This is a genomic window from Stenotrophomonas sp. MH181796 (assembly GCF_009659995.1).
GTDB lineage: Bacteria > Pseudomonadota > Gammaproteobacteria > Xanthomonadales > Xanthomonadaceae > Stenotrophomonas > Stenotrophomonas riyadhensis.
In genome coordinates this window covers 1-17,146 of the sequence record NZ_RAHU01000008.1, presented here as the reverse complement: position 1 = coordinate 17,146, position 17,146 = coordinate 1, and the positions used below count along the sequence as shown (strand labels likewise).

Sequence of the window (17,146 nt, the reverse complement as noted above, 5' to 3'; positions counted from 1 at the left end):
TATTCGGGGGCAGCGGTCTTACGTGATGCGGTCGGCGGCCTCGGCCAGCAGGCGCCATGCCTTCAGCACGGCGTGCAGTTCATCCATGGAAAGCTCGCCGAACACGTCTTGGCGCAGGCCGATCAACTGGTCTTCCAGCTCGCTGACCAGCGCGTGTCCCGCGTCGGTCAGCCACAGCAGGTTGGCGCGGCGGTCGCTGGCGTCGCTCTCGCGGCGGACCAGGTCGCTGGCACACAGCTTGTCCAGCAGGCGGACCAGGGAAGGCCCTTCCATGCCCAGCTGCTGGGCCAGCGCCACCTGGCGGATGCCACCGCCGGAGCGGCCGATCATCAGCAGGGGCATGGTGCAGGCGGTGGAGATGCCGTAGCTGCCGAGCCGGCTGTCGGCCAGGCGCTGCCACTGCCGCCCTGCGTACAGCAGGCCGGAGCTGAGCTGCATCTGCAGCACGGTGCGCTCGTCGAGGGGTCGGTCCATAAGAGATAGATAGGATACTACTAATTTCATTCCTATCAATGGGTTTTTATGAATGGGCGGGTGTAGTGAGGAAAGCGTTGCGCCTGCCTGGTGTCGGGTGGGGCAGCGGGGGCCGGACGGTGCAGGACACGCCGTGAACCCATCCTTGGGGGCTCGGCCGCGGCATCCATGCCGCGGACGGTCCTGCCCCGCCCGACCCCCGCTGCCTGCCCATCACCCCGCGGGCGCGGTGGGTTGGCTCTTTAAAGGCAGAAGCAGAAGCAGTGCGGACCAACGGTCCGCACCCACCAATGCCGCAGCGCGCGGTGCTTCCGGAGCCATGAACCCCAGCTTTTGCCCCCGCTTTCGGGCGGTCCGGCCGCGCCCGCAGGAAACCGTCAAGGAGGGGGAGAGGGGGCTGCGCAGGACCGTTGGCGCCATGGATGGCGCCATCGAGCCCCCAGGGATGGGTTCACGGCGTGTCCTGCGCAGTCCCCTCTCCCCCTCCAAAGCGATAGCAACGACGCGCCAACAACGACCCCCGATGAACCGTCCCAACAGGACGACCCACCCCCCGGTCGGGTACGATGCTCGCCCCCCGTTCGGGACGCTGTACGCAATGAGCAAGAACAACGAAAAGGCCGCCCCGCAGGGCGACGTGACCCAGGACCAGGCCGAGGATGCCGTGCGCACCCTGCTGCGCTGGGCCGGTGAGGACCCGTCCCGTGAAGGCCTGCTGGATACCCCCCGCCGTGTCGCCGAAGCCTATGGCGACTGGTTCAGCGGTTACCGCGACGACCCCCGCGCCTACATGGAGCGGACCTTCGAGGAAGTGGCCGGCTACGACGAACTGATCGTCCTGCGCGACATCGAGTACGAAAGCCACTGCGAGCACCACATGGCGCCGATCATCGGCCGCGTGCACGTCGGCTACCTGCCGGCCGGCAAGGTGGTGGGCATCAGCAAGCTGGCCCGCGTCGTCGAAGCCTATGCCCGCCGTTTCCAGGTGCAGGAGAAGATGACCGCGCAGATCGCCCAGTGCATCCAGGATGTGCTGCAGCCGATCGGTGTCGGCGTGGTCGTCGAAGGCGCCCACGAGTGCATGACCACCCGCGGCATCCACAAGCGCGGCGTCAGCATGGTCACCTCGAAGATGCTGGGCAGCTTCCGCGACGACGCGCGGACCCGCGCCGAGTTCCTGCGCTTCATCGAAGTGGGCGGCAAGCGCTGAGCCGCTTGCCCGCACCCCGCCGGCCGCTGCGGGCCGGCATGCCCACGGCTGCCCGCGCGGCCGCCGTGCGTGGCGGCTCGTCCCTGTCAGCCCAACAGACCTCTTTCGCTGCATGAAGCATCGCGAACGCATCTCCCGTTACCGCCATCTGCGCGAACAGCCCCAGTGGAAGCTGCTCGCCGCCGACCACGCTCCGGAAATCATCGGCCTGCTGCAGGGGCTGCTGATGGACGGCGAGCGTACGCTGTCGTCGTCGGTGCTCAACGAGCGCCTGCAACGTGCGCTGGACCAGCTCAACGGCGACGAACTGTCGCGCGACCTGCCGCGTACCGCGCAGGCCTACATCGCGCACTGGCTGGCCCAGGGCTGGCTCGAACGCCGCCTGCCCGAAGGTGCCGACCAGGAGCAGTACGAGCTGTCGACCGCAGCGCTGCAGGCGATCCGCTTCGCCGATGGCCTGGAGCAGGCCCGCGTGGCTGCCACCGAAAGCCGCCTGGCGCTGGTCATCGAACAGCTCTCGCAGCTGGCCGCGCAGACCGAATCCGATCCGGACGCGCGCCTGTCGGCGTTGCGCGACGAGCGCGACCGCATCGACGCCGAGATCGCCCGCGTCGGCGCTGGCCGCGTGATCGCGCTGGATGGCAAGCGCGCGCTGGAACGTGCGCGCCAGATCATCGGCCTGGCCGACGAGCTGACCGAGGACTTCCGCCGCGTGCGCGACGACTTCGAGCAGCTCAACCGCGATTTCCGCGAGCGCATCATCGACGACGAGGGCGAGCGTGGCGACGTGCTGTCGCAGTTGTTCGAAGGCGTGGATGTGATCGGCGAGAGCGATGCCGGCCGCAGCTTCCAGGCGTTCTGGCGACTGCTCAACGACGCCGAACAGAGCGCACAGCTTGATGCTGCGCTGGAAGCGGTGCTGGCGCGTGGCTTTGCGCGCCGCCTGGACCGCAACGAGCGCAACTTCCTGCGCGGCTTCACCAGCACCATGCTCGAGCGCGGTGGCCAGGTGCACGATGTGCTGCAGAACTTCGCGCGCAGCCTGCGCGGCTTCGTGCAGAGCCGTGGCTACCTGGAACAGCGCCGCCTCAACCAGCTGCTGAAGCAGGCGCAGTCCGAAGCACTGGCCCTGCGCGACGAGTTCCCCGCACAGCGCGGCATCGGCCGTGACCTGCAGCTGACCACCAGCCGCCTGCGCTCGTGGTCGCAGTGGAGGCTGCACGATCCACGCAGCGCCCAGGTCGATGGCAACGTCGAGTACAACGACGCGGCCGCGATCAGCCTGGAGAGTGTCGGCGACCTGGTCGCTTCGTCCGAAATCGACTTCCGCACCCTGCGCCGCGACCTGCACGACCTGCTCGATGCACAGCCGCGGCTCAGCATCGCCCAGGCGCTGTCGCAGCGTGAAGCGCCGCAGGGCCTGGGCAGCGTCATCGGCTACCTGTCGCTGGGCACGCGCTTCGGCAACGTGATCGCCGGCGAGCAGGAGCTTGCCGAATGGCGTGGTGGCGACGGCCAGGTCCGTCGCGCCCGCATCCCGCTGGTTTGGTTCACCCAGGAGAGACGCCATGAGCTGGCATGAAGATCCCATCGACGCACCGCAGGCCGACGTGGCGGACGACGCCTACGAAGCCGAACCGGTGGCGGCCGTGGCACAGCCCCGCCGTGGCAACGACGTGTACTACCTCGGTGATACCGGGCGCCTGCCGCTGGATGCGCGCCGCGCGCTGTGCCAGCTGCTGATCGGCCCCAGCATCGACCAGCTGCGCCACGCCAAGCTGTGGCCGGCGCTGATCCGCAGCGAGGCGGCCATCCGCTCGTCGCTGGCCGACCTGTTCCTGGAACTGGTGCTCGACCGCGACAGCGGCGTGGCGTTCACCCGCCAGGCCGATACCGAAGACGTTGATGCGCCGGTACTGTTGCGCACCTCGCCGCTGACCTTCATCGATTCGGTGCTGCTGCTGTACCTGCGCCAGCAGCTGGCCGAGGCCGATGCGCGCGGCAACCGCGCGGTGGTCGCAGACGCCGAGATGGCCGAAGCGCTGGCCATCTACGAAAAGAACCTGTCCACCGACCGCGCCGGCTTCAACCGCCGCGTCGCCTCGGCGGTGCAGAAGATGAAGGACAACCACATCCTGACCCGCCTCAGCGGCCAGGAAGACCGCCACGAAGTCTCGCCGGCGCTGAAGCTGCTGTTCTCCGCCGAAGACGTGTCCCAGCTTTCGGCGGTCTACCGCCAGCTGCGCGAAACCCCGGCCGCCGAGGCCTGAGAGACCCGACCATCGCATGGCTATCTCCAAGCACACTCCCGCCCTGTTCAACGAAGGCCTGCCGGACCCGCGCCTGCAGCAGTTCCGCATGCGCCGCCTGCAGGTGCACAACTGGGGCACCTTCAACGGCCTGACCGAAGTACCCATCGCCGAGCGCGGCTTCCTGTTCGTCGGCCGTTCCGGCTCGGGCAAGTCGACCCTGCTCGATGCCATGTCCGCGCTGCTGACGCCGCCGGCCATCGTCGACTTCAATGCGGCTGCGCGTGAAGCCGAGCGCAGTGGCCGCGACCGCAACCTGGTGTCCTATGTGCGTGGCGCCTGGGCCGACCAGCAGGACAGCGGCACCGGCGAAATCGCCACCCAGTACCTGCGCAAGGGCGCGACCTGGACCGCACTGGTGCTGGAATACCGCGCCGGCGATGGCCGCGTGGTCAGCCTGGTGCGCCTGCTGTGGATCTCCGGCAATGGCACCTCGGCCGGCGACGTGCGCAAGCACTACATGATCGCCGAGCGCCCGTTCGACATCGCCAAGGATCTCGGCGGCTTCGACCTGGACCTGCGCAAGCTCAAGCAGAAGCTGTCCGACCTGCACCACTTCGACACCTTCTCCGGCTATGCCGAGCGCTTCCGCGACCTGCTCGGCATCGACAACGAAATGGCGCTGCGCCTGCTGCACAAGACGCAGTCGGCGAAGAACCTGGGCGACCTCAACGTCTTCCTGCGCGACTTCATGCTCGACACGCCGAAGACCTTCGACGCCGCCGAGCGCCTGGTCAGCGACTTCGCCGAGCTCGATGGCGCGCACCAGGCCGTGGTCACCGCGCGCCGCCAGGTGGAAACCCTGCTGCCGGCACGCGCCTACTACAACGACCTGAAGGAAATGCACCGCCAGCGCGGCGACGACGAAGCACTGAAGCTCGGCGTCGACAGCTTCCGCGAAAGCCGCCGCCAGGCGCTGATCGAAGCACGCCTGCGCGAGATGGACGTGCGTGACCGTGGCCTGCTCGGCGAAGAGGCCCAGCGCCGCGCCGCGCTGGACAACCACACCGAGCGCCTGGCCGAACTGGAACTGCAGCGCCGCCAGCAGGGCGGTGAACGCATCGAGGAACTGGAACGCGAGCAGGGCCGCGCCGAAGCCGAGCGCGACCGCCGCAAGGCCAAGCGAGACCAGGCCCAGGAAGCGGCGCAACAGCTGCAGGCCGAACTGCCCGACGATGCCCATGGCTTCGCCGAGCTGGTCGAGCGTGCGCAGAACGAACTGCAGGACCGCCAGCGTGCCTCGGCGGCACTGGACGATGCGATCAGCGATCGCCTCGGCGGCAAGCGCGATGACGAGCGCCGCTTCGGTGAAGTGCGCAGCGAACTTGAAGCGATGCAGCGCACCCCCTCCAACATCCCGGCGCCGATGCAGAAGCTGCGTGCGCGCCTGGCCGAGGAAACCGGCATCGCCGAAGCGGCGCTGCCGTTCGTCGGCGAGCTGATCCAGGTCCGCTCGGAAGAGCAGGGCTGGCAGGGCGCCATCGAACGCGTGCTGGGTGGCTTCGCGCTGTCGCTGCTGGTCGATGACAAGCACTACAACGACGTCGCCGAGTGGGTGAACCGTACCCATCTGGGCATGCGCTTCACCTACTACCGCGTGCGCCGCAACGATGATGCGTTCGCGCGCGAGCCGTCAGCGAAGTCGCTGCTGCACAAGCTGGAGCTGCGCGAGCACGTGTTCGAAAGCTGGCTGCGCCGCGAGCTCGGCAAGCGCTTCGACTACGAGTGCGTGGATGCCAAGCAGCTGCGCAACGTCGACCGCGGCATCACCCGAGAAGGCCAGGTCAAGCATCCGGGCGACCGCTTCGAGAAGGACGACCGCAGTGCGGTGGGCGACCGTCGTCGCTGGATCCTGGGCTTCAACAACCACGACAAGGTGGGCGCCTTCGAGCGCGAAGCACAGGAACTGGCCAAGCGCATCGCCAGCTGCGAGACCGACATCGCACGCCTGCGCGGCCAGCGCGACCGCGACAATGAGCGCCGCCTGGCCTGCCACGAGCTGGTCAGCATCAGCTGGAACGAGATCGACATCGCTGCCCCGCAGCAGCGCCTGAGCGATATCGAAGCGACCCTGCGCGACCTGCGCGAAGGCAACGCCGACCTCGCCAAGCTGGCCAAGCAGATCGACGCCGTGCGCGCCGACATCGAACAATCCCGCCGCACCTATGAAGACGTCCGTGTCGAGCGTGGCCAGCTGGTCAAGGAACGTGATCGCCTCGACCGCGCCCGCCAGCAGAGCCGTGCGCTGGTGCTGCCGAGCCTGGCCCAGGAGCAGGAAGCCGGGCTGGCCGAGCGCCTGCAGGAGCAGGGCCCGCTCAGCCTGGAAACGCTGGAAGCGCACATGCGCCAGGTCAGCAACGCGCTGAACGAGCAGCTGTCGTCCTCGCAGCAGGACCTCAACCGCATCGAGAACCAGCTGATCGGCTGCTTCCGTCGCTTCATCCAGCAATGGCCGGAGGAATCGGGCGACTTCACCGTTTCGGTGGCCTCGGCCGAGGACTTCCTCGCCCGCCTCGAGCGCCTGGAACGCGATGGCCTGCCGCAGCACGAAGAGCGCTTCTTCGACCTGCTGCAGAACCAGAGCAAGAACAACCTGCTGGCCCTGCAGCGCCACAGCGCCGAGGCCCGCAAGTCGATCGGCCAGCGCCTGGACGAAGTGAACGCCAGCCTGGAACAGGTGCCGTTCAACCGTGGCACGCTGCTGACCATCGAACTGAGCGACCGCCGCCTGCCGGAAGTCGGCGAGTTCCACCTGCAGCTGCGCGAGGTGCTGTCGCAGCAGCAGACCGAGCAGCGCGAGCTGGCCGAATCGCAGTTCACCGTGCTGCGCCAGCTGGTCAACCGCCTCGGTTCGCAGGAAGGTGAGGACAAGCGCTGGCGCGAGCTGGTGCTGGACGTGCGCATGCACGTGGAGTTCATCGGCGTCGAGCTGGATGCGGAAACGCGCCAGCAGGTCGAGATCTACCGCAGCGGTGCCGGCAAGTCCGGCGGCCAGCGCCAGAAGCTGGCCACCACCTGCCTGGCTGCGGCACTGCGCTACCAGCTCGGCGGTGCCGACAGCCAGCTGCCCAGCTACGCCGCCGTCGTGCTCGACGAAGCCTTCGACAAGGCCGACAACGAGTTCACCGCACTGGCGATGAACATCTTCGACAACTTCGGCTTCCAGATGGTGGTCGCCACCCCGCTGAAGTCGGTGATGACGCTGGAACCGTTCATCGGTGGTGCCTGCTTCGTCGAAATCAGCGGTCGCCACGACTCCGGCGTGCTGCTGATCGAGTACGACGAAGAAGGCAAGCGCCTGAAGCTGCCCGAGCGCAGCCGCCAGCAGGCCAACGAACCGGAAGAAGCCGAGGCCTGATCCGGCCGGTTGAATGGGAATGCCGGCCAGCGGCCGGCACTACCCGTGGGCGGGGTTCATGACCCGGTAGTGCCGGCCGCTGGCCGGCAACCGCGTTCACGCTCCGCGGAACGTATCCCACGCCATCCGCGCGATCAGCACCACCACCAGCCCCACGAACAGCTTGCGGATGAACGGCGTACCGCCCTTCAGCGCCAGCCGCGTGCCCACCACCGAGCCGATGATGTTGGCCGCCGCCATCGGCAGCGCGAACAGCCACAGGATGTTGCCGGTCGGCACGAAGAACGAGATCGCTGCAACATTCGTCGCCAGGTTCACCACCTTCGACGCCGCCGAGGCGCGCAGGAAATCCAGGCCGAAGAAGCGCACGAACAGGAAGATCAGGAAGCTGCCGGTGCCCGGCCCGAAGAAGCCATCGTAGAAGCCGATCGCTGCACCGATCGCCAGCGCGATCACCAGCTCGCGGCGGCCGATTTCCTGCGGCCGGTGCAGCGCGCCGAAGTCCTTTTTCCACAACGTGTAGGCCAGCATCGCGATCAGCAGCACCAGCACCAGTGGGCGCACCGCGTCCTTGGGCAGCAGGCTCACCGCAGTGGCCCCGGCGAAGGAGAAGACGAAGGCGGTGCCGGCCGCGAACAGCACCGGCTTCCACGGGAAGCGCACGTTGCGCGCATAGCGCCAGGCAGCCGCACCGGTGCCGAACATCGAACTGAACTTGTTGGTACCAAACAGCATCGCCGGCGTCTGCTGCGGCAGCACCGTGAACAGGCCGGGCAGCTGCACCAGGCCACCGCCACCCACGGCGGCATCCACAAGACCGGCGATGAAGGCGATCACCACCAGCCACCACAACTCAGGGGGAACCAGTTCCAGCACGGCGATCAATCAAGGTGGGGGCGCGACAGCATACGCCTGTCCTGCTTCAGCTGGCCCGTGCCGCGCGTGGATCAATCCGCGCAACCCGGCGACAATGCCGGCATGAGCCGAAAACCCGCCGATCCCTGTCCCTGTGGCCTGCCCGCCGACTATGCTGCCTGCTGCGGCCGTTTCCATGCCGGTGAGGCCGCGCCCGATGCCGAGCGCCTGATGCGTTCGCGTTACAGCGCCTACGTGCGCGGTCTGGCCGACTACCTGCGCCAGAGCTGGCATCCGGACACGCGTCCGGCCGAGTTGTCGCTGGATGATGCGCCCGGCTAGCGTACCCATTGGCTGGGCCTGACCGTACACGAGCACACCGTCACCGGTACCGACAGCGCCGACGTCCGCTTCACCGCGCGCTATCGCGTCGGCGGCGGCAGTGCGGTCAAGATGACCGAACACAGCCGCTTCCAGCGCATCGACGGCCGCTGGTACTACCTCGACGCGGTCTGAGCCTCAGCCGCCACGCATGGCCAGCACGCGCTGGCCGGCATGCGCGTGCACCTGGTTGCGACCCCCGTCCTTGGCCACGTACAGCGCCTGGTCGGCGGCCTTGACCACCGCCATCGGGCGCGGATCCACATGGCTGTCGGCCAGGCCGATGCTCACCGTCACCTGTACCACCTGGCCGCTGCCACCGCGTCCGCGCTGCTGGCGGCCGGCTTCGTCATCGCGGCTGCGGGTGCTGCGGTCGCGCAGCTGCATGCGGGTCTCCTCGATGCTCTGCCGCAGCGCCTCCACGGCATCCATGCAGGCCGCCGCCGGGCGGTCCAGGAACACCACCGCGAACTCCTCACCGCCATAGCGGAACGCCCGCCCACCGTCGCCAACCTTCGCCAGGCGCGAGGCCACCAGGCGCAGCACATCGTCGCCGGTGTCATGGCCGTGGGTATCGTTGAACGATTTGAAGTGGTCCACGTCCACCATCGCGATGCTGTAGGTGCCGCGTGCCCGCTGCAGGGTCTCGTTGAATGCCCGGCGTCCGGGCAGGCCGGTCAGCTCATCGCGGAAGGCCATGTGGAAGGACTCCTGCAGCATCGCACCCAGCATCAGCAGCAGGGCGGCACTGCTCAGCGCCGGCAGCAGCACCGGGTGCAGGAACACCCGTGGCAGCATCCACCACAGGCACAGCAGGGCCAGCAGCATCGCCGTATGCAGTGGGCGCGGGTGCCGCCACGCCTGCCAGCCCAGCGCAGCGGTGGCCAGCAGCAACAGCACTGCCGGCAACTGCGCGAGCGCGTTCCAATCGGCCGGGATCCACGCCCAGTGGCGGTTCGACAGCAGATCGTGCATGCCACGTGGCTGCTGCGCGGCCAACAGCAGGAAGATCATCAACGCGGTGCCGCTGGCAATGCCGCGCAGCAGCAGGTCCTGGCGTCGGCGCCCGCGCTCCGGCCACAACGCCAGCCCGGCGAACAACAGCGGCAACCAGGCCGAGATGGCATGGAAGCGCAGCGGCGTCAGCGCGGCGACATGGCCACTGCGCAGGTAGCCAGCGACGTCCTGGTGCAGCAGCGCGAACATCACCGCCACGACCAGCAGCAGGCACAGCGTGCGCACCTGGTGGTAGAGCAGGGCCAGACCGGCACCGAGGCAGGCCAGCAGCCACGGCAGGACGCGCTGCGCCGGGCTGGCCACGTCCGCGGTATCCAATGCGGTCCACACCACCACGGCAACCAGCACGGCGGGCAGCACGAACAGGTAATGCGCAGGCTGGCGGAGCGGATGCAGGGGCAAGCAGGAATTCCAGCGCGGTGACGACGCGGCCGCAGCACTGCCGTTAGCGGCGTGCGTGCCTGCATCTTGAATGCGGGGGCCCATCCATGTGAACAAAGTGACGCCGAACCATGACATCGCACTCACCGCCCTGCGCCGATGCTGCCCACATGGACAGCGTACCCGCCGCCGTCGCTGCCCCGCAGCACGATCTCGCCCGCCAGTTCGCCCATGTACGGACGCGCAGCCTGCAGCTGGCCGCGCCGCTCAGTGCCGAGGACGCCATGCTGCAGAGCATGGCTGACGCCAGCCCGAGCAAATGGCACCTGGCCCACACCACCTGGTTCTTCGAACGCTTCGTGCTGGCGGGTTTCGCCACCGTGCCAGCGCATGACCCGGCCTGGGACTACCTGTTCAACAGCTACTACAAGAGCATCGGCCCGGCGCATGCGCGGCCACAGCGCGGGTTGCTGTCGCGGCCCTCGCTGCAGCAGGTGCGCGACTACCGCCAGCAGGTCGATGCACAGGTGCAATCGCGGTTGGCGGCGGGCGATCTCGATGAGCAGGCGCTGCAGCACCTGCAGTTGGGCCTGCAGCACGAACAGCAGCACCAGGAGCTGCTGCTCACCGACATCAAGCATGCGTTCTGGTGCAACCCGCTGCAGCCACCGTATCGCGAGGATCTGCGGCCCGTCGCCGGCGTCGCCACTGCGCAGGGCTGGGTCGAATCACCCGAGCGCATCGTCACCGTCGGCGCCGCAGCCTGGCCGCAGCACACCGCGTTCGCCTACGACAACGAAGCGCCAGAGCACCGCGTGCTGCTCCCCGCGCATGCATTGGCCGAGCGTCCCTTCAGCAATGCCGAGTACCGCGCCTTCATCGACGCCGGCGGCTACCGTGAACCGCGCTGGTGGCTCAGTGAAGGCTGGGCATTGCGTGAAGCCGAGGACTGGCGGCATCCGCTGTACTGGGATGACGCCCTGCAGCGCGAGTACACCCTGGGCGGTTGGCGCGAACTGGATCCGCACGCGCCGGTCTGCCACCTCAGCTACTACGAGGCCGATGCCTGCGCCCGCTGGGCCGGCGCGCGCCTGCCCAGCGAGTACGAGTGGGAAGCCGCTGCCGCGTCGCAGCCGCTGCGGGGACATTTCGCCGATGACGACCGGCTGCACCCGCAGGCAGCGCAGGGCAGTGGAATGCGGCAGCTGTTCGGCGATGTATGGGAATGGACCCACAGCGCGTATGGCGCCTACCCGGGCTTCCGCCCCTTCGCCGGCAACCTCGGTGAGTACAACGGCAAGTTCATGTGCGGGCAGTGGGTGCTGCGTGGTGGCAGCTGCGCCACGCCCCGCGGCCATGTGCGCGCCAGCTACCGCAACTTCTTCATGCCGCCGGCGCGCTGGCAGTTTTCCGGACTGCGCCTGGCCAGGGACCTCACATGAGCACCGTGCATGACGCGCTGCAGGCATTGACCGATCTCACCCCCGGGCGCCAGCAGATCCTCTCCGACGTGGTGGCCGGGTTGTCGCGCACGCCCCGGCAGCTGCCGTCCAAGTACTTCTACGATGCGCGTGGCTCGCGCCTGTTCGAGCAGATCACCCAGACTCCCGAGTACTACCCCACGCGGACCGAGTTGGCCCTGCTGGCGCGTGTGCTGCCGGACATCGCCCGGACCGTTGGACCACGCCTGCACGTGGTGGAGCTGGGCAGCGGCAGCGGACGCAAGACCGCGCAGCTGTTGGCCGGACTGCACGACCCTGTGGCCTACACGCCGATCGAGATCTCGCGGGCCGCGCTGCTGTCCAGCATCGACCATCTGGCACCGGCGCTGCCCGAGGTGGAGATGCTGCCGGTCTGTGCCGACTTCACCCGCCCCGTGGCCGTGCCCATGCCTGAACGCGAACCCGCGCGACGGCTGCTGTTCTTCCCCGGTTCCACGTTGGGCAACTTTGAAGGCGAAGACGCGGTCGCACTGCTGCGGGCGATGCGCCAGACCATGGGCCGCGACGGCCTGGCCCTGGTCGGCATCGACCTGCACAAGGACCCGGCGCTGATCGAAGCGGCCTACAACGATGCGCAGGGCGTCACTGCCGCATTCACCCTCAACCTGCTGGCCCGGCTCAACCGCGAGATCGGCAGCGACTTCGACCTCGACGGCTTCCGCCACCGTGCCCGCTACAGCATCGCGCGGCTGCGCATCGAAACCGATCTGGTCAGCCGCTGGGCGCAGGATGTGCATCTGGATGGCCGCAGCTTCCACGTTGCCGCCGACGAACCGATCCGCGTGGAGTACAGCCACAAGTACACCGACGGCAGCTTCGAAGCGCTGCTGCAGCAGGCGGGCCTGCAGGTCATGCAGCGCTGGGACGCCGACAGTCCCGCCTATGGCCTGCGCCTGCTGCGCACCGCCTAGGGCGGACGGCCAGCGGGTGCCGCTTCAGGTTCAGCGACGCCGGTGCCCCTAAGATGGCCGTGCAACGGCAACACGGAGGACGCCATGCCCATTCTGACCACGCTCGGCCTGGCGGCCGCTCTCGCCTCGCCCCCCGCGTTGCCTGCAGCACCGGATGCCAGCGTCGATCCGGCCTTCAGCCGCTGCCTGACGGACCTGCAGGCCACGGCCGCCAGCCAGGGCATCAGTGCCGATCGCTTCAATGAAATCACCGCTGGGCTCACCCCGGACCCCAGTGTGCTTGGCCTGCTCGATGCGCAGCCGGAATTCACCACACCGATCTGGGACTACCTGGCCGCGCTGGTCGATCGCCAGCGCGTGGCTGATGGTCGCGCCATGCTGGAGCAGCATCGCGACCTGCTCGATCGGGTGTCGGCGCAGTACGGTGTCGATGCCGCCACCATCGTCGCGGTCTGGGGCGTGGAGAGCGACTACGGCCGCGTGTTCGGCAAACGTCCCCTGCTGCAGTCACTGGCCACGCTGTCCTGCGCCGGCCGTCGCCAGCCGTTCTTCCGCGGTGAACTGCTGGCGCTGCTCAAGCTGATCGACCGCGGAGACCTGCAGGCACAGGGGCTCACCGGTTCCTGGGCCGGTGCCTTCGGGCACACCCAGTTCATGCCCAGCACCTATGCACGCATTGCCGTGGACGGGGATGGCGATGGCCGCCGCGATCTGGTCGGCAGCATTCCCGATGCACTGGCCTCCACTGCCAACTACCTCAAGCGCGCCGGCTGGCGCAGTGGCGAGCCGTGGGGCATGGAAGTTCGCGTTCCCGCTGGCTTCAACGCCAGCCAGGCCGGACGTACCCAGCGTCGTGCCCTGGCCGACTGGCGTGCGCAGGGCGTGACCGCGCTGGACGGCAGCGTGCTGGCTCCGGCCAACCTGCCCGCCGACGCGCGCGCCGCCCTGCTGCTGCCGGCCGGCAACAAGGGCCCCGCGTTGCTGGTGTTCCGCAACTACGACGCGATCTACAGCTACAACGCGGCTGAAAGCTATGCGCTGGCGATCGCCACGCTGGCTGACCAGCTGCGTGGCGGCAGCGGGTTGGCCACCGCCTGGCCGACCGACGACCCGGGCCTGGGCCGCGATGAGCGCCGCCAGCTGCAGGCCCTGCTGCTGGCGCGTGGCTACGACATCGGCAGCGCCGACGGCATGATCGGTACTGCCACCCGTCGCGCGATCCAGTCCGAGCAGCAGCGCCTCGGCTGGGCCAATGCCGATGGGCGTGCCGGGCAACGCATTCTGCGTGCACTGCAGGAAGAGGCCGCTGCTGCAGCACCCAGCGCGCAGAAGGCCTTGCCCCAGGCACGCTGACCGCGACATCATCGCCGCGGTCTTCAAGGAGCGTCATCGCATGCAGTCGAATCCGGACATCAGCAGCGGCCTGTATCACGGGCTGGAGGCCTGGCACGTGCGCACCCCCAGCGCGACGGCGGTCATCAGCGTGTTCGGCGGACAGCTGCTGTCGTTCATTCCGCAGGGGCAGCCGGACCTGCTGTGGCTGTCGCCCACGCGCGCCGCACTGCCGACGCCGATCCGCGGTGGTGTGCCGGTGTGCTGGCCGTGGTTTGGCCGCCAGGGCCAGAACAATGATGTGCCCGCGCATGGCCTGGTGCGCACCGCGCGCTGGGAGCTGCAGCAGGTACAGCAGGGCGACGCGGGAGAGCTGGTGCTGCAGCTGGCGCCGCCACTGCCTGCCGATCTCGGCTTGTGCCTGCAGATGCAGCTGCGCATCGGCCACCAGCTGCACCAGCAGTTGACCACCGGGAACGCTGGAACAACGTCGGTGACCTTCACCCAGGCCCTGCACAGCTATTTCCGGGTAGGCGATGCCGAGCGCGTCGAGGTCGATGGTCTCGATGGCCTGCAGTATCTGGACAAGTACGAGGACTATGCACAGTCGCGCCAGCAGCAGGGGCCGTGGTCACTGCGTGATCCGCGTGATCCCGGCCGCAGTGATCGCATCTATACCGGTGCCAAGGGGCACTATGTACTGCGCGATCCGGTCCTGCAGCGGCGGATCGAGATCCGCAGCGAAGGCAGCCAGACGCTGGTGGCCTGGAATCCCGGTGCGGAGGCGGCAGCGAAAATGGCCGATGTCGGCGAGGGCTGGCGCGATTACGTCTGCCTGGAGGTGGCCAATGCCGGCCCCGACCAGATCACGCTTGCGCCGGGCGCGCGCCATCAATTGATACAGACCCTGGCCAGTACCCCGCTGTAGTGGGGGGCCGGCAGTCCCGTTTTGAAGAAGTGACCCGAAAGGATGGAGAACATGCAGGAAGCACAGTGGTGGTATGCCAACAGCAGGCAGAGCGAAGGACCGGTGGACCTGGCCGGCCTGCGTCGCCTGCAGCAGGACGGGACGGTGACGGCGCGCACGCTGCTCTGGTGCGAAGGCATGCCGTCGTGGCGGCCGTTGGCGGAGCTGGATCAGGCCGCAACGCAGGTCGAGGTGGCTCCGGTCCTGGATATCGACGCAGCGCCTGCGGCTGAGGGCATTGCGCCGAGTGTCGGCGATCCGTCCGATCCCTACCGTGCACCGGTTGCGGCACCGGAGACGGCCGCGGCGGCTGGGCTGGAGGGCGACATGGCGCTGTATGCCAGTGTGGTCGGTGGCAACTTCCCGATCTATCGCCAGCGTTGGCGGCTGGATCAGGGCATCGCCACGGGCAGTGGCACCTGGCACTGGCCGGCATTCCTGCTCGGCCTGATCTGGATGATGTATCGCAAGATGTACCGCCTGGCGGCGATGTGGGTTGGCCTGCTGCTGCTGGTCAGCGTGGTCGAGACCCTGCTGGATGTGCCGGATGGCCTGTCGCTGGTCATCACCTTCGCGCTCAGCATCACCACCGGGATCTTTGGCAACAGCTGGTACCTGGCACACTGCCAGCGCCTGATCGCCCAGGCCCGTACCGTGACCGGCGGCGATGATGCACGGCTGCGCAGCGAGCTGAGCGCACGCGGCGGCACCAGCGTGGTCGCCACGCTGATCGCCATCGTCATTGCGGTGGTGCTGAGCATCGTGGGTGCCGCATTGGCGGGGTAGGCCGGGTCAGCGGCCCTGACCCGGCCGCAGCACCAGCAGGCACAGCGCACCGGCCACCAGGCCCCAGAACGCCGAGCCGATGCCGGCCAGTGAGACGCCCGAGGCGGTCACCAGGAAGGTGACCAGTGCCGCCTCGCGGTCCCGCTCAAGCGCCAGCGCACTGGCCAGACTGTTGGCGATGGTGCCGAACAGCGCGATACCGGCCACACAGGCCACCAGTTCCTTCGGGAAGGCGGCGAACAGTGCCGCCACGGTGGCACCGAACAATCCGATGATGATGTAGAAGGCGCCTGCCGCCATGGCCGCGGTATAGCGTCGTGCCGGGTCCTCATGTGCATCGCGGCCCATGCAGATCGCGGCGGTGATCGCCGCCAGGTTCAGCGCATACGCACCGAACGGCGCCAGCAGGGTGTTGACCACACCGATCCAGCCGATCAGCGGTGATACCGGGGCGTCATAACCGGACGCACGCATCACTGCCACGCCCGGAATGTTCTGCGAGGCCATGGTGACCACGAACAGGGGCAGGGCGATGCCGGCCACGGCGGTCCAGGACAAGGACGGGGTCACCCATTGCGGCACCGCCAGTTGCAGCTGCACCTGCTGTGCGTGCAGCAGGCCACGGCTGGCCGCGACCGCGATGCCGACCAGCAGGGTGGCGATGACCGCATAGCGCGGGAACAGGCGGCGTCCGGCCAGCCAGGTGGCGAACATGGCCAGCGCCAGTACCAGCTGGGTGTTCATGGCCACGAACACGTCCAGACCGAAGCGCAGCAGCACCCCGGCCAGCATGCCGGCGGCCAGCGCCATCGGCACCCGCTGCATCAACCGGGCGAAGATGCCGGAGAAGCCAGCCAGCATGCCCAGTACCGCGGCGAGCAGGAATGCACCGGTGGCCTCGGAAAGCGATGCGCCGCCGGCACCGACCACCAGCATCGCCGCGCCCGGTGTCGACCATGCGGTCACCACCGGTACCCGATAGCGCAGTGACAGCCCGATGCAGGTGACACCCATGCCCAGTCCCAGTGCCCACATCCATGAGGCGATCTGCGCCTGGTCAGCACCGACGGCCTGTGCCGCCTGGAACACGATGACGGCCGAACTGGCGAAGCCGACCAGCACAGTAATGAAGCCGGCAACGAGGGCCGGTACTGAAAGGTCGCGCCACCACGCTTGCCGCACCTGCATGTTCATTGCCGTCTCTCCACCGTGCATCCGTGCATTGATAGCCCTTGTGGCGTTGACCGCGCAACGCGCGGTCAACGCCACAGTGATCTTCGAGCGTACGTCATGCGTGATGTTGCGTTGGTTCTGTCATCACCCTGCAAAAAAATGCTTGACGAAATCTGCAGGATCTCTAGAATTCGCTCCCTTGCTGCAGCGCACCGCTTCTTCGGAAACGGCACGCGAACAGCAACGCCACCACCGACGAACGAGATGATCGAACGAAGGTGTTGACGGACTCGAAAAGTCCGGCATAATAGGCGGCTCGCAACGACGAAAGACCCTCGGGTCCAACGACGAAGCAGCATCGGCAACAACGTCCACTCCGGTGAGACGGCCTTGAAAAAAGGTGTTGACGAAGCGGAAAAGCCGGCTATAATGGGCGGCTCGCTACGAAGAAAACTTCGCAGCACGCGGGAACGGCGCTGAGGCCACTTCC

General features: G+C 68.0%; 13 protein-coding genes and 1 pseudogene. 10 read left to right on the top strand and 4 right to left on the bottom strand.

Features of this window, described 5'->3' with window-relative positions; genetic code table 11:
• Window positions 1-18: 18 nt before the first annotated feature.
• Window positions 19-474: a MarR family transcriptional regulator gene (locus D5301_RS19415; RefSeq protein WP_012481667.1), complete on the bottom strand. Its 456-nt coding sequence runs from the start codon at window positions 472-474 to the stop codon at window positions 19-21.
• A 598-nt stretch (window positions 475-1,072) separates the two neighbouring features.
• Between D5301_RS19415 and folE the strand changes: the two genes are divergently transcribed.
• The 4 genes from folE to D5301_RS19395 all read left to right on the top strand — a co-directional run bounded on the left by folE (window position 1,073) and on the right by D5301_RS19395 (window position 7,351).
• The gene (folE, locus tag D5301_RS19410) at window positions 1,073-1,684 is read left to right on the top strand and encodes a GTP cyclohydrolase I FolE (RefSeq protein ID WP_004141296.1); all 612 of its coding nucleotides are present in this window, start codon (window positions 1,073-1,075) and stop codon (window positions 1,682-1,684) included.
• 112 nt (window positions 1,685-1,796) lie between these two features.
• Window positions 1,797-3,266 carry a DUF3375 domain-containing protein gene (locus D5301_RS19405; protein ID WP_107380760.1) on the top strand — a complete coding sequence of 490 codons (1,470 nt, stop codon included), beginning with the start codon at window positions 1,797-1,799 and terminating at the stop codon, window positions 3,264-3,266.
• A complete protein-coding gene (locus tag D5301_RS19400; protein WP_153856618.1) occupies window positions 3,253-3,954 on the top strand; it encodes a DUF4194 domain-containing protein in 702 nt (233 codons plus the stop codon). The genes D5301_RS19405 and D5301_RS19400 overlap by 14 nt, the downstream gene beginning before the upstream one ends.
• A gap of 16 nt (window positions 3,955-3,970) precedes the next feature.
• Window positions 3,971-7,351 carry an SbcC/MukB-like Walker B domain-containing protein gene (locus D5301_RS19395; protein ID WP_049446864.1) on the top strand — a complete coding sequence of 1,127 codons (3,381 nt, stop codon included), beginning with the start codon at window positions 3,971-3,973 and terminating at the stop codon, window positions 7,349-7,351.
• Window positions 7,352-7,447: 96 nt separating this feature from the next.
• On the opposite strand, the gene D5301_RS19390 is transcribed toward D5301_RS19395, so the two are convergent.
• Window positions 7,448-8,227, bottom strand: a complete 780-nt coding sequence (locus D5301_RS19390) for a TSUP family transporter (protein ID WP_164162829.1) — start codon at window positions 8,225-8,227, stop codon at window positions 7,448-7,450.
• 102 nt (window positions 8,228-8,329) lie between these two features.
• Between D5301_RS19390 and D5301_RS19385 the strand changes: the two are divergent.
• Window positions 8,330-8,722: pseudogene (locus tag D5301_RS19385) on the top strand (YchJ family protein).
• A 3-nt stretch (window positions 8,723-8,725) separates the two neighbouring features.
• On the opposite strand, the gene D5301_RS19380 reads toward D5301_RS19385, so the two are convergent.
• On the bottom strand, window positions 8,726-10,006 hold the full coding sequence (locus D5301_RS19380) for a GGDEF domain-containing protein (RefSeq protein ID WP_153856616.1): 1,281 nt from the start codon (window positions 10,004-10,006) through the stop codon (window positions 8,726-8,728).
• 149 nt (window positions 10,007-10,155) lie between these two features.
• Between D5301_RS19380 and egtB the strand changes: the two genes are divergently transcribed.
• From egtB to D5301_RS19355, 5 genes are all read left to right on the top strand, one after another.
• Window positions 10,156-11,427, top strand: a complete 1,272-nt coding sequence (gene egtB, locus D5301_RS19375) for an ergothioneine biosynthesis protein EgtB (protein WP_153856615.1) — start codon at window positions 10,156-10,158, stop codon at window positions 11,425-11,427.
• Window positions 11,424-12,398 carry an L-histidine N(alpha)-methyltransferase gene (gene egtD / locus D5301_RS19370; RefSeq protein WP_153856614.1) on the top strand — a complete coding sequence of 325 codons (975 nt, stop codon included), beginning with the start codon at window positions 11,424-11,426 and terminating at the stop codon, window positions 12,396-12,398. The genes egtB and egtD overlap by 4 nt, the downstream gene beginning before the upstream one ends.
• An 84-nt stretch (window positions 12,399-12,482) precedes the next feature.
• Window positions 12,483-13,751, top strand: coding sequence for a lytic murein transglycosylase (locus tag D5301_RS19365; protein ID WP_153856613.1), 1,269 nt, complete (start codon window positions 12,483-12,485; stop codon window positions 13,749-13,751).
• 40 nt (window positions 13,752-13,791) lie between these two features.
• Window positions 13,792-14,658 (top strand): D-hexose-6-phosphate mutarotase, encoded by an 867-nt coding sequence (locus D5301_RS19360; RefSeq protein WP_153856612.1) that lies wholly within the window; start codon window positions 13,792-13,794, stop codon window positions 14,656-14,658.
• Window positions 14,659-14,709: 51 nt separating this feature from the next.
• A complete protein-coding gene (locus D5301_RS19355; protein ID WP_110714199.1) occupies window positions 14,710-15,483 on the top strand; it encodes a DUF2628 domain-containing protein in 774 nt (257 codons plus the stop codon).
• A 6-nt stretch (window positions 15,484-15,489) separates the two neighbouring features.
• On the opposite strand, the gene D5301_RS19350 is transcribed toward D5301_RS19355, so the two are convergent.
• Window positions 15,490-16,677: a benzoate/H(+) symporter BenE family transporter gene (locus tag D5301_RS19350; protein ID WP_110714198.1), complete on the bottom strand. Its 1,188-nt coding sequence runs from the start codon at window positions 16,675-16,677 to the stop codon at window positions 15,490-15,492.
• Window positions 16,678-17,146: the final 469 nt, after the last annotated feature.

Coding starts and splice junctions, on each gene's coding strand:
- D5301_RS19415 (WP_012481667.1), bottom strand. CDS start 474: ATGGACCGACCCCTCGACGAGCGCACCGTGCTGCAGATGCAGCTCAGC.
- folE (WP_004141296.1), top strand. CDS start 1,073: ATGAGCAAGAACAACGAAAAGGCCGCCCCGCAGGGCGACGTGACCCAG.
- D5301_RS19405 (WP_107380760.1), top strand. CDS start 1,797: ATGAAGCATCGCGAACGCATCTCCCGTTACCGCCATCTGCGCGAACAG.
- D5301_RS19400 (WP_153856618.1), top strand. CDS start 3,253: ATGAGCTGGCATGAAGATCCCATCGACGCACCGCAGGCCGACGTGGCG.
- D5301_RS19395 (WP_049446864.1), top strand. CDS start 3,971: ATGGCTATCTCCAAGCACACTCCCGCCCTGTTCAACGAAGGCCTGCCG.
- egtB (WP_153856615.1), top strand. CDS start 10,156: ATGGACAGCGTACCCGCCGCCGTCGCTGCCCCGCAGCACGATCTCGCC.
- egtD (WP_153856614.1), top strand. CDS start 11,424: ATGAGCACCGTGCATGACGCGCTGCAGGCATTGACCGATCTCACCCCC.
- D5301_RS19365 (WP_153856613.1), top strand. CDS start 12,483: ATGCCCATTCTGACCACGCTCGGCCTGGCGGCCGCTCTCGCCTCGCCC.
- D5301_RS19360 (WP_153856612.1), top strand. CDS start 13,792: ATGCAGTCGAATCCGGACATCAGCAGCGGCCTGTATCACGGGCTGGAG.
- D5301_RS19355 (WP_110714199.1), top strand. CDS start 14,710: ATGCAGGAAGCACAGTGGTGGTATGCCAACAGCAGGCAGAGCGAAGGA.
- D5301_RS19350 (WP_110714198.1), bottom strand. CDS start 16,677: ATGAACATGCAGGTGCGGCAAGCGTGGTGGCGCGACCTTTCAGTACCG.